The sequence below is a fragment of the Mesobacillus thioparans genome (assembly GCF_965138835.1).
In the GTDB taxonomy this organism is placed as follows: domain Bacteria; phylum Bacillota; class Bacilli; order Bacillales; family Cytobacillaceae; genus Mesobacillus; species Mesobacillus thioparans.
The window spans coordinates 758560-775319 of sequence record NZ_CBCSFH010000001.1 but is presented as its reverse complement, the minus strand read 5'-3'; the positions used below and the strand labels follow the sequence as shown (position 1 = coordinate 775319).

Below are 16760 nucleotides of genomic sequence, written 5' to 3'. Positions count from 1 at the left end.
TATCTCCTTTTGGGCTAAGGCCGACATAGTCCATAGCAATGGTCAATAATGGCCTTAGTTGAAGGTCTGATTTTTGAGCCGCGCTCCTCAAAATTCTTGGAGGGTTTGGAGTTGGCTTCAATCAGCCACAAGCTTCCTTTAATGTCGATCCCAATATCGATCCCAAGCTCTGCATGGTGTCCTTCGGCATGCCGGCTGATGGTTTCGGCGGTTTCAAGCGCCAGCTCTTTCATCAGTGCGAGTTGATGGCGGGCCTGTTCTTTCCCGAAAATCAAGGCCAGCGTGTAGGCAGGCTTCATGACTTCGCCGCCGCGCGCAATATTGGAAACAAAGAACTGTTCAGCTGAAACCCTGGCTACGATCGATGTCACCTTCCAGAACTGCTGGGCATTTTTGTGGCAGAGAACCCGGAAATCCATGGTACGGCCATTCAACTCTGACAGCTGCAACCCTTGCTGGATGATGCAAAGCCTTTTTTCCACCAAAGGTGCAATAGAGCGAGCCAGTTCGCTGACCTGTTGATACGAAGGTAAATCTTTTGACGGCAGCGAGGACAATGAGGCATGGATCATGCCGTCTGCCTTGATGAGCTGGATAATATTGCGCCCCTGGCTTCCATGTACAGGCTTGATGTAGAGCTCATCATACTGCTGAAGCATTTTTTCGAGCGTACTTTCGCTGTAAAGATGTGTTTCCGGTATGAAGGACTGCAAATGGTCCTCTATCATTAAAAATTCATGGATTTCCCACTTGGAAAGAAAACGATGATTAAATATCTTTATTCCCAGAGCATCCAATTTATTTAAAAAACCCTTAAATCCTTTGCTGAATTCAGTTCTGCGGGAAGAGACCCGGTTGTAGATGACATCAGGTAAGGGGAGGGATCCTTTTTTCCATTCCTCGGCATCCTGATCGTAAAAAAAGCCCTCGACTCCATCTTCAGAAAAGCCTTTCAGTGAAAAAACATAGAAGCTTCCACCTGATTCCGAAATCCCCTGGTGGAGCTCTTCGCAAAAGGAATGGACCTTGCCGAAGTCCGGTCCGCTGTCTTCTTTTATTTCAGTCAGCAAAGCGATGACGGGCTGTGTTGATTGGCCTTCAAATTTAGCTGGCGTCATAGCTTCTCCTCATTTTCTTTAGGCCGCTTATGGAAACAGCCTATTGTAAAATAGGCAAACACACATATAGCATGTTATGAATAGTGGTGATTATTGGTGATTTTCATCAGGTGGGAAGTTTCCTGATAACCTGAACTTTTGGCATTGAGTAACATAGTTTGTTATAGTGTAGTGGAGCGTTTAACGGAGAAGGAGTGATTTGAATGGCAGTCAATCTTTACGATTCAGCCTACGAATTAGAAAAAGCAATCAGGAACAGTACGGAATACACCGAATTGAGACGACTTTATGATGCTGTGAACAACGACCCATCGGCAAAAACAATGTTTGAGAACTTCCGCAATATCCAGCTGCAGCTTCAGGAAAAGCAAATGACTGGACAGGAAATCACACAGGAAGAGGTAGAACAGGCGCAAAAGACGGTTGCATTGGTCCAGCAGCATGAACTTATTTCCAAGCTTATGGAAGCAGAGCAAAGAATGAGCATGGTCATCGCCGAGCTTAACAAGATCATCATGAAGCCTCTTGAAGAGCTTTACGGAAATCCAAACCAGCAGCAATAAGATTGAAGGAACTCCCGGCCGGTAATGGCAGGGAGTTTTTTTACTGTTGATGAGATTATAAAAGTATTTTTGTGTGGATAAGTACATTTGGGAGTCTTAATCCAGCTCCAGCGCCTAGCCCCTCGAGACGCTTCGGTCCTGCCAATGAAGTCAAAGAACAACTTCACTGTCAGGCCCTCCAGCGCTTGTCGGGGGCTGAACAAGGCGCTTGCGCTTTTTATTACTATTTACCCCCTTGTTCTATTCTTGCGGTTTCTATCATACAAGTTAAATAAGGACAAAAACACCGAAGAAATGGGGGCATAAACATGATTTACCGTCTTCTTGCGCTTAACGTGGATGGCACGATTCTCCAATCAAATGGGAGGCTCCATAAATCCACCAGGGATGCGATCGAGTACGTCCAGCAAAAAGGAGTCTACGTGACTCTAGTAACATCCAGAAGCTTTCCATCAGCCAAAAAAGTGGCAAAAGCGCTGAAAATAAATTCATTGCTCGTAACACATCTTGGATCCTATATTTCGCACGATCTTCGCAGTGACCCTGTATTTGAAAAAAGGATCCCAGAGGATGTCACTTTCCAGCTTGTCAGGTTCCTCGAAAGCTTTCCGTGCCAGATCCGCTTGGTCCACGAAAAGTTTTCGCTGGCTAATAAATATAAATTGAATCACAACCTGCTGGCAAAAACGGTATTCACTTCAGGTGATCCGATTTTCTACTCACAGCAATTCACTGATTCTATCAGTGAAACCCTTGTCAATGATCCTGTGTCGCCGCCAAAGATCGAGGTATACTTCGAGTATGAAGATGACCTCGCAGATGCACAGCAGGCAATAAACGGGATGTTTTCAGAAGTCTCACTTTCCAGGCTGAATGACTACCGACTCGATATCATGCCAGAAGGTGTTTCCAAGTTGAACGGCCTGATCCAGCTGGGTGAGCATCTGGGAATCCCATTGAAAGAAATGGTGGCGATCGGGGATGGAACCGATGATATAGAAATGATCGAAGCGTGCGGCCTGGGCGTCGCGATGTGGAATGCATCTCCAGAAGTGAAAAAGGCTGCAGACTGGGTAACCCGCTCCAATAACCAGCACGGCGTCAGTTACATGGTAAAGGAACACTTCCGCAAACAGCAGCCAATCGAGTTCCTGCGAAAAATGAATATTATCAAAATGTAAAAATCGTAAGCATGCCTGAGTTCGAATAAATCAGGCATGCTTTTGTTGTATTTTTGTCAGAGGAGGAAAACTGGTAGCTTTTGCACTGCCTTGACCTGTGAATCATAATTCTAGGCTGTTTTCGGAAAGATTGTTGTTAAAATCCTAAAGCCGATTTTAACGGGATGATAGCCATTTTGTATGTCGGTACTAAGTTTGCAAGCTCTTTTCTCATAATAAGCGTTAATTGTGTGAATAATCTTAAGTAATTTAATTTTATATTGTAGGCAATAGCAACAAAGTTTGAGAAAAGAGCCTAATTCTATTACACTTATTGAAGCATGTTTAATTGAAAAGGTGATAATACATGAGAATTCATATAAAAGGTATTGATGATGAAAGGTTCCAGCGCCCGCTGGGATTGATAGCGAATCTTTTTTTCGAGGAATCAGAAGTGATCCTGGGTGAAGCAGGTTCGGAAGTTGACGCGGTAATAGAATTTGAGGTTCATACTGAAAAGACCACCATTGTAAGAGCAGTGCTGGCCACAAAGGATGGAGACGTTTTTGCTGCGCAGGCGGATAAGGAAAATCCAGCAGGCCTAACCGAAAAAGAGGAATTCAAGCTGCTTAAAACAGTTGTCTCGAGAGCTTATCTGAAAGTGCTGCAGGACTGGACAGGTATCATCCAGAAGTGGGGAATCCTCACCGGTGTCCGGCCGACGAAGCTCTTGCACAAGAAACTTCGTGAAGGGACGGAGCAGGAAACGGCCCATAAAGAGCTGAAGGAGCAGTACCTGATTTCTGATGAAAAAATCAAGCTCATGCAGGATATCGTTGACCGCCAGCTGGCTGTTCTTCCTGATCTGTACAATCTGAAAAATGGTGTCAGCATCTATATCGGCATCCCGTTCTGCCCGACCAAATGTGCCTATTGCACATTCCCGGCATACGCAATCAACGGACGCCAGGGATCAGTCGATTCGTTCCTTGGCGGTCTGCACTATGAAATTCGCCAAATCGGCGACTGGCTGAAGAAGAATGACATCAAGATCACGACTGTTTATTATGGAGGCGGTACGCCGACATCAATTACAGCGGAAGAAATGGACATGCTCTATGAAGAGGTCCAGCAATCCTTCCCGGATGTGCAGAATATCAGGGAAGTAACGGTGGAAGCCGGACGTCCAGATACTATTACTCCTGAAAAACTGGAAGTCCTGAAAAAATGGAACATCGACCGCATCAGCATCAATCCACAGTCATACATCCAGGAAACGTTGAAGGCGATTGGCCGCCATCATACTGTGGAAGAAACGATTGATAAATTCCATCTCGCCCGCGAAATGGGAATGAACAATATCAATATGGATCTGATCATCGGCCTTCCAGGTGAGGGAACGGAGGAATTCGCCCATACACTGGCAGAAACAAAGAAACTGATGCCAGAATCTCTGACAGTCCATACCCTTTCTTTTAAAAGGGCATCCGAGATGACAAGGAACAAACAGAAATATAAGGTTGCAGACCGCATTGAAATCGAAAAAATGATGAGCATGGCGGAAACATGGACCCAGGAGCATGACTATGTGCCATATTATCTTTACAGGCAAAAGAATATTCTCGGGAATCTGGAGAATGTGGGCTATGCTTTCGCCGGGCAGGAAAGCCTGTACAATATCATCATCATGGAGGAACAGCAGACGATCATCGGTCTGGGCTGCGGCGCTTCCAGCAAATTCATCGATCCGGATACAGGCGTGATCACCCAGTTTTCAAACCCGAAGGATCCGAAGTCATATAACGACAGCTTTGAAGAATATGCTGACAAAAAGATTGAAATTCTTGATTCCTTGTTCAACAAAGCGAAAATTTAACATGAAAAGCTCCCGGATATACTTTCGGGAGCTTTTTTCGGCTTGTTGATGTAAGGAGTAACTAATTCAGCGGCCTGGGAAATTCAAAATTCATCAGCTGGACCAGTGCATTTCTTTAAAAAGTCTAAATAGTAAGAAAAAGGTTTTTAAATATAACATCTCCCTATATAATGAATATATACGGACTATTGGAGGGGATGAAGGTGGCGATTGAATTTTCAACGGACACTGTAAAATTAGGAATTGACGGGTGTGTAGCTGTCCTGGAATTGAACAGGCCCGATTCACTGAACGCACTGGATGTGGAAATGATCCGGGGAATCACGATGAACCTGAAAGAAATCTGCAAATCGGATGAAATCGATATCGTGGTGATAAAAGGTGCAGGCCGTGCGTTTTCGGCTGGCGGGGATATCAAAACCATGCTTTCGAATGCAAATGAAAGCGATTTCTACCATGTGATGGACGATATCCACGACATGATTGTCACCCTGTATAGCATGCCAAAGTTAACAATCAGCGCTGTAACAGGTGCTGCGGCTGGCCTGGGCTTCAGCCTTGCGCTTGCGTCAGACTACATTATCGCAGAGCCGTCTAGCAAGATTGCGATGAACTTTATTGGCATTGGCTTGATTCCTGATGGCGGAGGCCACTTCTTCATGGAAGAAAGGCTCGGAGAAACAAAGGCGAAGCAGATGATTTGGGATGGCAAGACGCTATCAGCCACAGAGGCACTCAGTCTCGGGCTCGTTGATGCAGTACCGGAAGATGATTTTAAAACAGCGGTCGACCAGAAAGTAGAGGAATGGCTGAACAAACCGGTACAGGCAATGATCAAAACCAAGAAAATCCTTGCCGAAAAAAACCGCCCTTCACTTCTGAAAATTCTTGAGTTGGAAAAGTATGGCCAATTTAAAATGCGCCAGACAGAAGATCATCAAGAAGGCATTAAAGCGTTCCTCGAAAAGAGAAAGCCAAACTTCAAAGGTAAATAAAAAAGCGAAGAGGAAATGTCCTCTTCGCTTTTCTTATGATCTAAGGTTGTATAGATTTCACTTCGAGAATTGTCCAGCTCCAGCGCCTAGCCAGTTTTCTCCCCTGAATAAACTTCCTCGAGTATCTTGCGATAAGCGTTAGCTTTGAGCAGCTCGAGACGCTAGGCTAGCTGCGGCTCCTAACTCCTCGAGACGTTTCGGTCCTGCCAATGAAGTCAAAGAACGACTTGACTGTCAGGCCCTCCAACGCTGGGCGGGGCTGACCAAGGCGCTGCCGCTTTTCTTATGGATGAAACAATACGAGCTTTCCTCTTGGAGAAGTGCAGCGGTGTGTCTTGTCGCTTAGGTTTTTTTCTTCAAGCATTTTTGCGCCGATTTCTTTTGCTTCGTCATCGTTCCCGGCCTGGAAGGATTCGTCAATCAGTTTTTCGCCATTTGGTTCGAACGCTGTCAGTTTATAAGTATCCATAACAAATTCCCCTTTGTTATAAAATTCTGATGATTACTATTATTTTTGCATAATTTTTTTAAATATGCAAAACAAAAAAACATCAAGATATGAAACTATTTCCAATCTGCCATCGTAGTATTATATTGGAGAAGGAGGAGAGCGAGTATGGTATTACAGCTCGATCGTGTCACGAAGAGATTTGGAAGCTTTACAGCAGTGAACCAGCTTTCACTTAATATCCCGGAAAAGGAAATGTTCGGATTCCTCGGTGCGAATGGTGCCGGTAAAACAACGACTTTCCGGATGATTCTTGGCCTGCTGGACGCATCAGAAGGAATGATTTCATGGGACGGAAAGCCGATCAATTATGATACCAGCAGCATTATAGGCTACCTGCCGGAGGAGAGAGGGCTTTATCCAAAGCTCAAGGTCCGCGACCAGATTGTCTATCTTGCAAGACTAAGAGGCATGCAGAAACAGGCTGCCCTGAAAGAACTTGATTATTGGCTGAACCGCTTTAAGGTTCCTGAATATGCAGACAAAAAGGTAGAGGAGCTTTCGAAGGGCAACCAGCAGAAAATCCAGTTCATTGCAGCTGTCATCCATAAGCCGAAGCTGCTGATCCTTGATGAGCCATTCAGCGGCCTGGATCCCGTGAATGTCGAACAGCTGAAGGAAGCGGTAGTAGAATTGAAGAATTCAGGGACAACGATTGTTTTTGCAAGCCACCGGATGGAGCATGTCGAGGAAATGTGTGAGCATATATGCATCATGCATAAAGGCAGCCCTGTTGTCCACGGATCGCTCAAGGAGATCAAAAGATCCTTTGGGAAAAAGAACCTCATCATCCATGCAGATTTCGACCCAGCTTTCCTGAAGGAATATCCTGGCGTGACAAAGGCGAAGCTGACAGCTGAGGGAATCCATCTGCAGATTACTGGTGAGCAAGTGGCACAGGATATTTTGGAAGAAATAGTAGGGAAAGGGTTTATCCGCAAGTTCGTTCTTGAAGAACCGAGCCTGAATGATATTTTCATAGAGAAGGTAGGTGCTTCATATGAATAATTTTTTTATCATCCTGATGCATACATATATGACCAAGCTTAAAACCAAATCCTTTTTGGTTACAACGATCCTCACCGTAGCGATCATGCTGGCACTGACCAATATGACCAATATTATCGACTTTTTCAACAAAGGCGGCGACGCTGATAAAATTGCCGTGATTGATGGCACCGGACAGCTATACGATCCGCTCAAAGAGCAGATGAAGATAATCAATGATGAGCTTATACTGGAAAAGTATGATGGGAATGAAAAAGACGCCAGGAAAGCGGTCGAGGATGGGGAATATAAGGGGATTCTTGAAGTGAAATTGAATGGCGACGAGCTTCCAGCCGCTTCATACAAAGCGATGAGCATTGCTGATTCTGCCATTCCTGCAGACCTGCAGGCAGCCTTGCAGCAGCTGAAAACGGCTATCGCTTCTACCCAGATCAACATTGCTCCGGAACAATTGGAAAAATTATATGCACCAGTTGAATTCGAAAAAGCGGCTCTTGAAGAGGATGCCAAGACGGAAGAAGAATTGAATCAGGCTCGAGGGCTAGTCTACGTCCTGCTCTTTATCATTTATTTTGCCGTCATCATGTACGCGAACATGATCGCCATGGAAGTCGCAACTGAAAAATCTTCACGTGTGATGGAAATCATGATATCCAGTGTATCGCCGATCAAGCAAATGTTTGCGAAGATCCTTGGGATTGGGCTGTTAAGCTTGACCCAGCTCGCCGCCCTTCTGTTAGTCGGATATTTTTCGATCAAACAGAATCTGGAGAATATGGAAGGCGGATTCTTCGAGTTTTTCGGCTTTGGAAATGTAGCTGGGAGCACGATTGCATACGCAGTGATTTTCTTCATATTAGGCTATTTTCTGTATGCGACAATGGCCGCGTTCCTTGGTTCTCTCGTCAGCAGGATTGAAGACGTTCAGCAAATGATCACGCCGATGACACTGCTTGTGGTCGCCGGATTCATGATGGCGATGTTTGGCTTAGGACAGCCTGAGGCACCGTTCGTAAAATATACATCGTTCATTCCGTTTTTCTCGCCGATGCTGATGTTCCTGCGGGTCGGCATGCTCAATATTCCTTTCTGGGAAATCGCCCTTTCAATCGGCATCCTGGTAGCGACAATCGCTTTCCTGGCCGTATTCGGCGCGAGGGTGTACCGCGGTGGAGTGCTCATGTACGGCAAATCGAATTCCTTTAAGGATATTAAAAAGGCACTTCAGTTAACGAAAAACGAATAATCGAACAAAAGCCGCAATTCATTTTGGATTGAGGCTTTTTTATACAGGAATTCCGATATGCCGAGTTGAATATTTAATGATATTCATATTGCCAGTTGTCCATTTTAATGAAGGAGAGTGTTCGAGGTTGAAACATATCATTGCAATGGGGGGCGGGGGATTCTCGATGGAACCGGAGAACCCGCTTTTGGATTTATATATACTTGGTCAGTCGGAAAAACTGAAGCCTAAGGTTTGCTTTGTGCCAACTGCAAGCGGGGATGCGGATGGCTATATCGAGAGGTTTTATACCGCTTTCCAATCACATGAATGCATCCCTGCACATCTATCCTTATTCAGGCCGCCGTCGAGAGACCTGGAAGCCTTTGTGATGGATCAGGACATTATATATGTTGGGGGAGGCAGCACAAAGAATCTCCTTGTTCTTTGGAAGGAATGGGGATTGGACGTCATTCTGCGCAAGGCATGGGAGCAAGGCATCATCATGGCAGGAGTCAGTGCCGGCTCAATTTGCTGGTTTGAAGAAGGTGTGACGGATTCTTATGGTGACGGCATGGAGCCTTTGAAGAGCCTTGGTTTTTTAAAGGGAAGCAATTGTCCCCATTATGACGGGGAAGCGGAGCGGCGTCCGGCTTATGAACAATTTGTCGCTTCAGGAAAGATCGCTGGCGGATTTGCCGCCGATGATAGCGCCGCTTTGCATTTTATCGGTGAAGAACTGGCCAGGGCAGTGAGTTCAAGGCCTGACGCAAAGGCCTATCATGTTAGTCTGGAAAATGGGAAAGCCACAGAAAAAGTGCTGGATACAATCTATCTTGGTTAAAGCTGAACTGCAGTTCCGGAAAGGGACTGCAGTTTTTTTGCAGCAATCGGGATAAGAACGTGCATTCGTATTTTTTGAGTGTTAAAATAAAGATGAAATCATGAACGGAAAGGAATATTCCATGAAACAGGTGAAGTTTTTACATACAGCCGACCTCCATCTGGACAGTCCGATGGTCGGCCTGAGGCATTTGCCAAAAGCCATTTTTGACCGGCTTCAGGAGAGCACTTTTAAAGCATTGAGCAATTTGACGGATGCCGCGATCAAACAGGAAGTCGACTTTGTTGTGATTGCCGGTGATCTGTACGATGGTGAAGACAGAAGCATCCGCGCCCAGGCTTTTCTTCGAAAGGAAATGACCCGGCTATGCGAAAAGGGGATCAAGGTCTATGCGATCCATGGGAACCATGACCACCTCGGATCCCGGTTCATGACAATCGATTTTCCTGACAATGTTCATTTCTTCAAGGACAATGTCGACACTGCCGTCTTCAGCAAGGAGGATGGCACACTAGTCCATTTATACGGTTTCAGCTATCCAGAACGTCATGTAATGGAGCGGTGGATCGAGAAATATCCAAAGGCTGATGGCGCTGATTTTCACATTGGCATGCTGCACGGCCATTTCGAGGGGACCAGTGATCATGGAAAGTACGCACCCTTCAGATTAACTGATCTTATCGGCAAAGGTTATGATTACTGGGCCCTTGGCCATATTCATAAAAGAGCGGTTCTATCTCATCAGCCGTATATTGTCTATCCAGGAAACTCACAGGGGCGAAATAGAAAGGAGCTCGGGGACAAAGGAGCGTCAATTGTCCATTTAACGGAGTCAGGGACAGAAATTTCTTTCATTGAAAGTGCTGATGTGATCTGGGATGAAATCGTCATTGATGCCCAGGAAGCTTCCGGGTTCAATATTCTTTATGACCAATGCCTGGCTGCGATTGATCAAAAAAGGAGAGAAGAAAAAGGAGTTTTGCTGGAGATTCGGATTGAACGCTTGAATTCCGGTCTGTCAGAGGTGATTCCGAAGTTAGCCAGCGGTGAATTGCTTGAACTGCTTCAGGAGAACGAAAAGGATGAGGAGTATTTTGTCTGGGTCCACAGGCTTCAGTATTCACAAGAACTCGTGATTGACCGGGGGAACTTGATCAAGCAAAGTGATTTTTATGAAGAATTATTCAGGACGATAGAACAGTATGACGATGTATCTGAATCTTTGTCTCCTTTATTCCAGCACAGCCAGGCGCGAAGGCATTTGGATATGCTGTCTGAAAGCGATCAGGAACAAATGGTCAAGGATGCTGAGCATCTCCTTCTCCGGCAGATGCTGGAAAGCCAATGAAAGGAGGCAAAGTGATGAAACTTATTGAACTGCATATATACGGATACGGCAGGCTTGAAGATTATGTGATCGAGTCGTTGGACAATTTCGAGGTTTTTTATGGTGAAAATGAAGCTGGAAAGTCGACAATCATGTCATTCATCCACAGTATCCTGTTCGGTTTTCCGGCCAGGCAGAGTTCGGAAATCCGATATGAGCCGAAAAATACGCCTAAGTATGGCGGGAAGATCAAAGCCTTTTTTCCTGACAGAGGAATCGCAGTCATCGAAAGGGTGAAAGGAAAGGCAGCAGGAGATGTGACTGTATCGCTGGAAGATGGAACGATTGGCGGGGAAGAGCTGCTGAGGGATCTGTTAAAACGAATGGATAAAAGCATTTTTCAGGGAATCTATTCCTTTAATGTACATGGTCTGCAAAATATCCATGGGATGAAAGGGGAAGATCTCGGCAGATATTTATTTTCGGCCGGAACAATTGGAACAGATAAACTCTTCAATACGGAAAGCTATCTGCTAAAGGAAATGGAGCAGCGTTTCAAACCAGGCGGGAGACGGCCGCTGTTAAATGAGAAACTCAAGGAGCTGAAGGAAGTCCAGGCTTCCCTGAAAAATGCTGAGCAGCAGAATGCACAGTATTCACAATGGGTGCACGAGAAAGAAGCTCTTGAAATTAAAATCGCCTCGCTCGAGAGTGAAATTGGCTTGAAGGAACAAAAATTATTGAAGCTGCGTGAATATAAGCGAAACGAAAAGCTGGTCATTGAAGCTGCCTCATTGGAAAGAAAAATCGAGGAGATAAATCATACATTTTTTCCGGAAGACGGTCTTAGCCGGCTTGAGAAATTGAACGAGCAGATAAAGCAAACCCAGGCAAGAGTGCTGGCATTGAAGGAGAAGCAGCAACATTACCAGGACGCATTGGAAAATAACAAACCAGATTTGGAACTGCTTGCCATGGACACAGAAATCGATGCCCGAATCGAAAATCTTCCCTTATATGATCAGCTTAAACAGGAAAAAAGACTGTTGGAATCAAAACTTGAAGAAATAACCGAAGAAACCAGCCTGCTTAATGACCAGCTTCATGCAGATTTCGATGAAGAAAGGATCCAGGAAATCAATACAAGCATCTTTATTAAGGATGAGGCGGAAAAACTGCAACTGTCACAGCAAAGATTAAGTGATAAGAAGCTGCAGCTCGAGGAAGAGTTTGAAGAAGAAAAACGTACACTTGCTGAGCTGGAAGCAAATGCCGACCAGGTAAAAAGGCAATTGCTTGATGACGATAGACGGATTCAGCTGATGAGTGAATTGGACCTTCTTGAAAATAGAGAGAGAATCCAGACCGAATGGCAGCATGTCACAGACCAGATTAAAGAGGTCAAAGCCAGGGAGGCAACTGATAAAAAAAGAATGATTAAGCAACAAAAGAAAGCCCGTCAGCAATCGTTCCTTCTCGGGGGGATTTTCCTCATAGTCTTAATCTGGGGAATCGTTAACGGCACCTGGCTTTTAGCGGGTGTCGGAGCCGCTGGATTGATTTTTCTGGTTGTTGGCCTGCTGCAGTCTGCAGATGGAACAGAACAGGATCATTCTGCGGAATCTCAGGTCCTGTCAAAGTTGATTGAGCGGGAGAAATCGCTGAAAGAAGCGATGAACAGCCAGCCGGGAGGAAATCTGTTCTCCACTAAGAGTCTGTTGGCGAAGGATGAAGAAGCCCGGCTACTCGAAACTGAGCTGAATATTAAAATTGGCCAGCAGCAGCAGCGTTTTGATAAAGTCGTCCAGCAATTTGAAGCATGGGAAGCAGATAACGCCTCCCTAAAACAGAAAAAGGGCGAACTATTGAAGCAATTGGGGCTGTCAAAGAATGAAGGGGCGATCAAGTTATTGGATGCCTATCATTTACTGGAAAAGCAAAAAGCATATTTCCGTGAAAGAAAGCGAACCAGAGAAAACCTGAGGGCAGTGACTGAATCATTGGCCGAAATGGAAGACAGCTTGAAAGTGCTGGCCTTACGTTTCCTGCAAAATGGAAATCTTCCTCCGATGGAAGCAGCAGGCTTATTGAAGCGGGCTTTACGGGAAGCAATGGAGCAGCAGGCGAAGTATCGGGAATTGGCATCAAAACTGAGTGAACTAGGTGAAGAACTGGCAGGACTTGAAAAGGAGGAGCTCGTTCTCAGGAAAGAGAAGATGGGATTATTCGTTCAGGCTGAAAGTGATGATGAGGATGAATTCAGGCTGAAGGCGAAGAATGCTGAACTGCTGAAAGGCTGGAAAGCAAGGCAGGAGGATATCAATCATCAACTTTTTGCTTCAGGCATAGGCGACAAAGACAGGGAAGAAATTCTTACTGGTATTTCCCTTGAGGAACAAATTGAGGGGAATACCTTGAAGCTGGACGCGTGCAAGCGGGATTTGACGAAGCAATTCGATTCCATTGCCGATGTAAAGCACAAAATGAAGATGATCGAAGAGGGGGGCGTTTATAGCGAACTGCTCCATAAATATCATCAGCTGCAGCACGAATTTGCTGAAGATGCGAAGGAATGGGGAAGGTATGCAGTCGCGAGGGACTTGCTCTCGAGGACAATCGGGCGCTATAAAGATGAGCGGATGCCGAAGATGCTTGCCAAGGCAGAAAGTTTCCTTTATGTTCTGACGGATGGCAGCTATCGTAAAATCATACCCCAGCCTTTTGGCAGCGGTTTTCTGATTGAAAGGAAGGATCATGTATTATTTGAAGCGAATGAGCTAAGCCAGGCAACGGCAGAACAAGTGTATGTATCGATCAGGCTGGCGCTAGCCGCTGTCCACCATGACCGCTATCCGTTCCCCATCATCATTGATGACAGCTTTGTCAATTTTGATCATAACAGGACAGCGCGCATCATCCAGCTGCTTAGGGAAATGAGCAAAGAAAACCAGATCCTGATTTTCACATGCCATCGTCATCTGCTTGACCATTTTTCAGATAAAGAAATCGTGCATCTGGGAGAAAAAAGCAAAAATGCAGTTTGAAATAGAAGGGTCTGAGAATCAGAACAATAGATTCTGTATGTTATACTGTTGCAGAGAGGAGAGGTCGGTTAACAATGAATAAAGGAATTTTGAATCATGAAACAGGGGATCAGGTGGAGTTGTTTTTACTGGTCAAACACTCTTCAAAAGGGATTGCCAGCAACGGAAAACCATTTTTGACACTTATCCTCCAGGACCAGAGCGGGGATATCGAAGCGAAGCTATGGGATGTATCCGCAGAAGATGAAACGATGTATTGTGCGGAAAGCATTGTGAAGGTGCAGGGAGACATCCAGAACTACCGAGGACGCAATCAGCTGAAAATCAGGCAAATTCGGCCTGCTTCTGAAGCTGACTCTGTAAAACTATCCGATTTTCTTGAAACAGCTCCTGTCAGCCAGGATGAAATGAGCAGTAAGCTTACACAATATATCTTTGAAATGAAAAACCCTAATATCCAGAGAATCACCAGACATCTATTGAAAAAGAACATGAACGCATTCATGGAATTTCCGGCAGCGACAAAGAATCATCATGAATTCGTGTCCGGCCTTGCTTATCATGTGACATCGATGCTGGACCTTGCGAAGTCAATCGCAACACTCTACCCAAGTCTTGATAAAGATCTTTTGTACGCCGGAGTCATCCTGCATGATCTTGGAAAAGTCATAGAGCTTTCTGGACCTATATCAACGACATACACAGTAGAAGGCAATCTGCTTGGACATATATCGATCATGGTCAACGAAATTGGCAAGGCAGCGGATGAACTCGGGATTTCAGGTGAAGAAGTAATCATCCTTCAACATATGGTCCTATCCCATCACGGCAAAGCAGAATGGGGCAGTCCAAAACCTCCGATGATCAAAGAGGCGGAAATCCTGCACTACATCGACAACCTCGATGCGAAAATGAACATGCTCGACCGAGCCCTTTCCAGGGTGAAACCAGGCGAATTCTCAGAAAGAGTATTTGCACTCGATAATCGGTCATTCTATAAGCCTGTATTCCATAAGTAAAATACTAAATCCCCTGCCAAATTGTGCAGGGGTTTATTTTGCTTTTTACTAGAGGTCATATTTTAACAAATGCCACATATATTTTCTGTAAGAGTTCAATTTGGACAACCTTTAAATGGAGGGTATGAAGAATGTCAATTCCAATCTGGGTAATAGCAGTCGCAGCAGGAATCGTATTCAGCGCGTTCATGGCGGTCAAAACAGGAAAAGAGGAAAGAGAACAAGAAATGGAAAGCATTGAACGAGAGGGCGAGCTCTATATGAAACGGCTCGAACGGGAAAAAGAACGGCGTGATTCAGCAGAAGCATAATAAAAAGCACTGGCTCCGAAATTTTCGGAGCCAGTGCTTTTTTATGAAATCAGCCTGTCCAATTATGGCTGTGTTGGTGCTTCTGCTTCAGGGAACTCTGCAGCACCCTTAAGGTCTTTATCCTTAATTTTAACGTTAGCTGCATCAAGCTCACGCTTCAGTACTTCCTGGATTTTATTAGAGTCAAGCTGGGCTAGCTTTAAGTCATACTCTAATTTATCCTTCATTTTATCGTATGATTCTTTTTCTTTCTTCTCTGTTACTTTGATGATGTGGAAGCCGTGCTGTGACTTGACCGGTCCGCTGATTTCATTCACGTCAAGGGCATAGGCAGCCTCTTCGAATTCAGGAACCATTTTGCCAGGGCCAAAGAATCCAAGGTCTCCGCCATTGGCAGCTGAACCAGGGTCTTGTGAATATTCTTTCGCCAGGTCTTCAAACTTCGCGCCTTCATCAAGTTTTTTCTTGACTTCCTTCGCTGTTTCTTCATCTTTTACAAGGATATGGCTCGCCTTGATTTCAGGCTTGTACTCCTCATAGCTTTTCTTCACCTCAGCTTCACTGACCTTCACATCTTTAAGGGCAGCTTTCTCCATAAGAAGCTGGTCTTTAAGGACTGCTTTTAACTCTTCTTCATCCTTAAGCTGGTTCTGCTGAAGAACTAACTCAAAGTTATCTCCTAACTCTTCTTTAAGCTCGGCCACTTTTTGGTCAACTTCTTTGTCAGTTACCTTATAGTTCTCTGAAAGAACTTTCTGGTAAAGCAGTTCCTGGAGCGCCTGCTCCCCATATTTTTCCTTCATTGATTGATAAAGTTCTTCTTTGGTAATATTGCCTGCTTTTGATTCAACGATTACTTCAGAAGAATCCGCATTATCATTACTGCATGCGCCTAATCCCATAACTCCGGCTGCAACCGTGAGGGAAATGATCATTTTTTTCATGGTGAACAACTCCTAAACAGAAAATTCGAGTGGCCGTTTTTTATCCACAAAGTCTACTATACCATATTTTAAATTTTCTACAAAAATTTAACGCTGGATTTTTTTTACTATTTTAACGAATGGGCGGATATCTATACCCTTTGCTCCAGTGTGCATAGGATGTAGGGAAGAGAAAAAAGGAGGTATTTGAATATGGGCTTCTATAATTCGGGATTTGCTTTGATAGTTGTCTTGTTCATTTTGTTGATTGTTGCGGGGGCAGCTTACCTATAAACAAGAAAATGCATGGAAAGCAGGATAACTGCCTATGCGTAAATGAACTTGCTTGAATAAGATATCATAACCACTTTGGAAGGAGGTGTTAATATGGGTGCAGGATACGGCGGCGGCTTTGCGTTAATTGTCGTGTTATTCATTCTGTTAATCATCGTGGGTGCAGCTTGGCTTTAATTTCTAATTAGGATATGGGGGTCATCTCGCCCCCCATATTTCTGGGATGTTAAGGCAAGTTCTTTAAGCAGAAAGGAGGAACCTCAATGTCTGGAGGAGGCTGTGGATACGGCGGCGGCTTTGCATTGCTCGTTGTCTTGTTCATTCTGTTAATCATCATCGGTGCTTCGTGGCTGTAAAATCAGATGGGGCGTTGCTTTCTGCATGCCTTGATCAAACAAAAAGCTCAATATGGAGAATGAAAATAAAAAGCGGTGAGGATATCCTCACCGCTTAGTTTATGTAATCGTAATTCAAGATTTCAACTTCGGGAAATGTCTGGATCCAGAGCCAGGTGATTTTCGTCCCTGGTGGAGCTTTCCTCGAGT

The 16760-nt window shown here is 44.8% G+C and carries 17 protein-coding genes; 14 read left to right on the top strand and 3 right to left on the bottom strand.

Annotated elements, in window-relative coordinates:
- Nucleotides 1–14 precede the first annotated feature (14 nt).
- Complete coding sequence (locus ACNAZ4_RS03915; protein WP_415812860.1) at nucleotides 15–1118, bottom strand: YheC/YheD family endospore coat-associated protein; 1104 nt, start codon at nucleotides 1116–1118, stop codon at nucleotides 15–17.
- A gap of 203 nt (nucleotides 1119–1321) precedes the next feature.
- Here ACNAZ4_RS03915 and ACNAZ4_RS03910 point away from each other — a divergent pair, with 203 nt between their 5' ends.
- From ACNAZ4_RS03910 to ACNAZ4_RS03895, 4 genes are all read left to right on the top strand, one after another.
- On the top strand, nucleotides 1322–1681 hold the full coding sequence (locus ACNAZ4_RS03910; RefSeq protein ID WP_415812859.1) for a YlbF/YmcA family competence regulator: 360 nt from the start codon (nucleotides 1322–1324) through the stop codon (nucleotides 1679–1681).
- 308 nt (nucleotides 1682–1989) lie between these two features.
- Complete coding sequence (locus tag ACNAZ4_RS03905; protein ID WP_415812858.1) at nucleotides 1990–2862, top strand: Cof-type HAD-IIB family hydrolase; 873 nt, start codon at nucleotides 1990–1992, stop codon at nucleotides 2860–2862.
- A gap of 346 nt (nucleotides 2863–3208) precedes the next feature.
- The gene (locus tag ACNAZ4_RS03900) at nucleotides 3209–4717 is read left to right on the top strand and encodes a coproporphyrinogen III oxidase (protein WP_415812857.1); all 1509 of its coding nucleotides are present in this window, start codon (nucleotides 3209–3211) and stop codon (nucleotides 4715–4717) included.
- 197 nt (nucleotides 4718–4914) lie between these two features.
- Complete coding sequence (locus tag ACNAZ4_RS03895) at nucleotides 4915–5712, top strand: enoyl-CoA hydratase (RefSeq protein WP_415812856.1); 798 nt, start codon at nucleotides 4915–4917, stop codon at nucleotides 5710–5712.
- Between the two features lie 283 nt (nucleotides 5713–5995).
- On the opposite strand, the gene ACNAZ4_RS03890 is transcribed toward ACNAZ4_RS03895, so the two are convergent.
- A complete protein-coding gene (locus ACNAZ4_RS03890) occupies nucleotides 5996–6181 on the bottom strand; it encodes a YhzD family protein (RefSeq protein ID WP_415812855.1) in 186 nt (61 codons plus the stop codon).
- Nucleotides 6182–6328: 147 nt separating this feature from the next.
- On the opposite strand from ACNAZ4_RS03890, the gene ACNAZ4_RS03885 reads away from it, so the two are divergent.
- The 7 genes from ACNAZ4_RS03885 to ACNAZ4_RS03855 all read left to right on the top strand — a co-directional run bounded on the left by ACNAZ4_RS03885 (nucleotide 6329) and on the right by ACNAZ4_RS03855 (nucleotide 14998).
- Nucleotides 6329–7228 carry an ABC transporter ATP-binding protein gene (locus ACNAZ4_RS03885; protein ID WP_415812854.1) on the top strand — a complete coding sequence of 300 codons (900 nt, stop codon included), beginning with the start codon at nucleotides 6329–6331 and terminating at the stop codon, nucleotides 7226–7228.
- Nucleotides 7221–8474 carry an ABC transporter permease gene (locus ACNAZ4_RS03880; RefSeq protein WP_415812853.1) on the top strand — a complete coding sequence of 418 codons (1254 nt, stop codon included), beginning with the start codon at nucleotides 7221–7223 and terminating at the stop codon, nucleotides 8472–8474. Before ACNAZ4_RS03885 ends, ACNAZ4_RS03880 begins: the two co-directional genes overlap by 8 nt.
- A gap of 127 nt (nucleotides 8475–8601) precedes the next feature.
- Nucleotides 8602–9297, top strand: a complete 696-nt coding sequence (locus tag ACNAZ4_RS03875; RefSeq protein WP_415812852.1) for a Type 1 glutamine amidotransferase-like domain-containing protein — start codon at nucleotides 8602–8604, stop codon at nucleotides 9295–9297.
- A 100-nt stretch (nucleotides 9298–9397) separates the two neighbouring features.
- Entirely contained in the window at nucleotides 9398–10645 is a 1248-nt protein-coding gene (locus ACNAZ4_RS03870) for a metallophosphoesterase family protein (protein ID WP_415812851.1), read from the top strand.
- A 14-nt stretch (nucleotides 10646–10659) separates the two neighbouring features.
- A complete protein-coding gene (locus tag ACNAZ4_RS03865) occupies nucleotides 10660–13668 on the top strand; it encodes an ATP-binding protein (RefSeq protein ID WP_415812850.1) in 3009 nt (1002 codons plus the stop codon).
- Nucleotides 13669–13742: 74 nt separating this feature from the next.
- Complete coding sequence (gene yhaM / locus ACNAZ4_RS03860) at nucleotides 13743–14687, top strand: 3'-5' exoribonuclease YhaM (protein ID WP_415812849.1); 945 nt, start codon at nucleotides 13743–13745, stop codon at nucleotides 14685–14687.
- A gap of 131 nt (nucleotides 14688–14818) precedes the next feature.
- Nucleotides 14819–14998 carry a sporulation YhaL family protein gene (locus ACNAZ4_RS03855; RefSeq protein ID WP_415812848.1) on the top strand — a complete coding sequence of 60 codons (180 nt, stop codon included), beginning with the start codon at nucleotides 14819–14821 and terminating at the stop codon, nucleotides 14996–14998.
- A 62-nt stretch (nucleotides 14999–15060) separates the two neighbouring features.
- On the opposite strand, the gene ACNAZ4_RS03850 is transcribed toward ACNAZ4_RS03855, so the two are convergent.
- Nucleotides 15061–15942 carry a peptidylprolyl isomerase gene (locus ACNAZ4_RS03850; protein WP_415812847.1) on the bottom strand — a complete coding sequence of 294 codons (882 nt, stop codon included), beginning with the start codon at nucleotides 15940–15942 and terminating at the stop codon, nucleotides 15061–15063.
- A 192-nt stretch (nucleotides 15943–16134) separates the two neighbouring features.
- Here ACNAZ4_RS03850 and ACNAZ4_RS03845 point away from each other — a divergent pair, with 192 nt between their 5' ends.
- The 3 genes from ACNAZ4_RS03845 (at nucleotide 16135) to ACNAZ4_RS03835 (ending at nucleotide 16571) form a co-directional block, all read left to right on the top strand.
- The gene (locus tag ACNAZ4_RS03845; protein WP_415813008.1) at nucleotides 16135–16215 is read left to right on the top strand and encodes a YjcZ family sporulation protein; all 81 of its coding nucleotides are present in this window, start codon (nucleotides 16135–16137) and stop codon (nucleotides 16213–16215) included.
- A gap of 93 nt (nucleotides 16216–16308) precedes the next feature.
- Entirely contained in the window at nucleotides 16309–16392 is an 84-nt protein-coding gene (locus ACNAZ4_RS03840; protein WP_064503397.1) for a YjcZ family sporulation protein, read from the top strand.
- Nucleotides 16393–16478: 86 nt separating this feature from the next.
- Complete coding sequence (locus ACNAZ4_RS03835; RefSeq protein WP_102261746.1) at nucleotides 16479–16571, top strand: YjcZ family sporulation protein; 93 nt, start codon at nucleotides 16479–16481, stop codon at nucleotides 16569–16571.
- Nucleotides 16572–16760 lie beyond the last annotated feature (189 nt).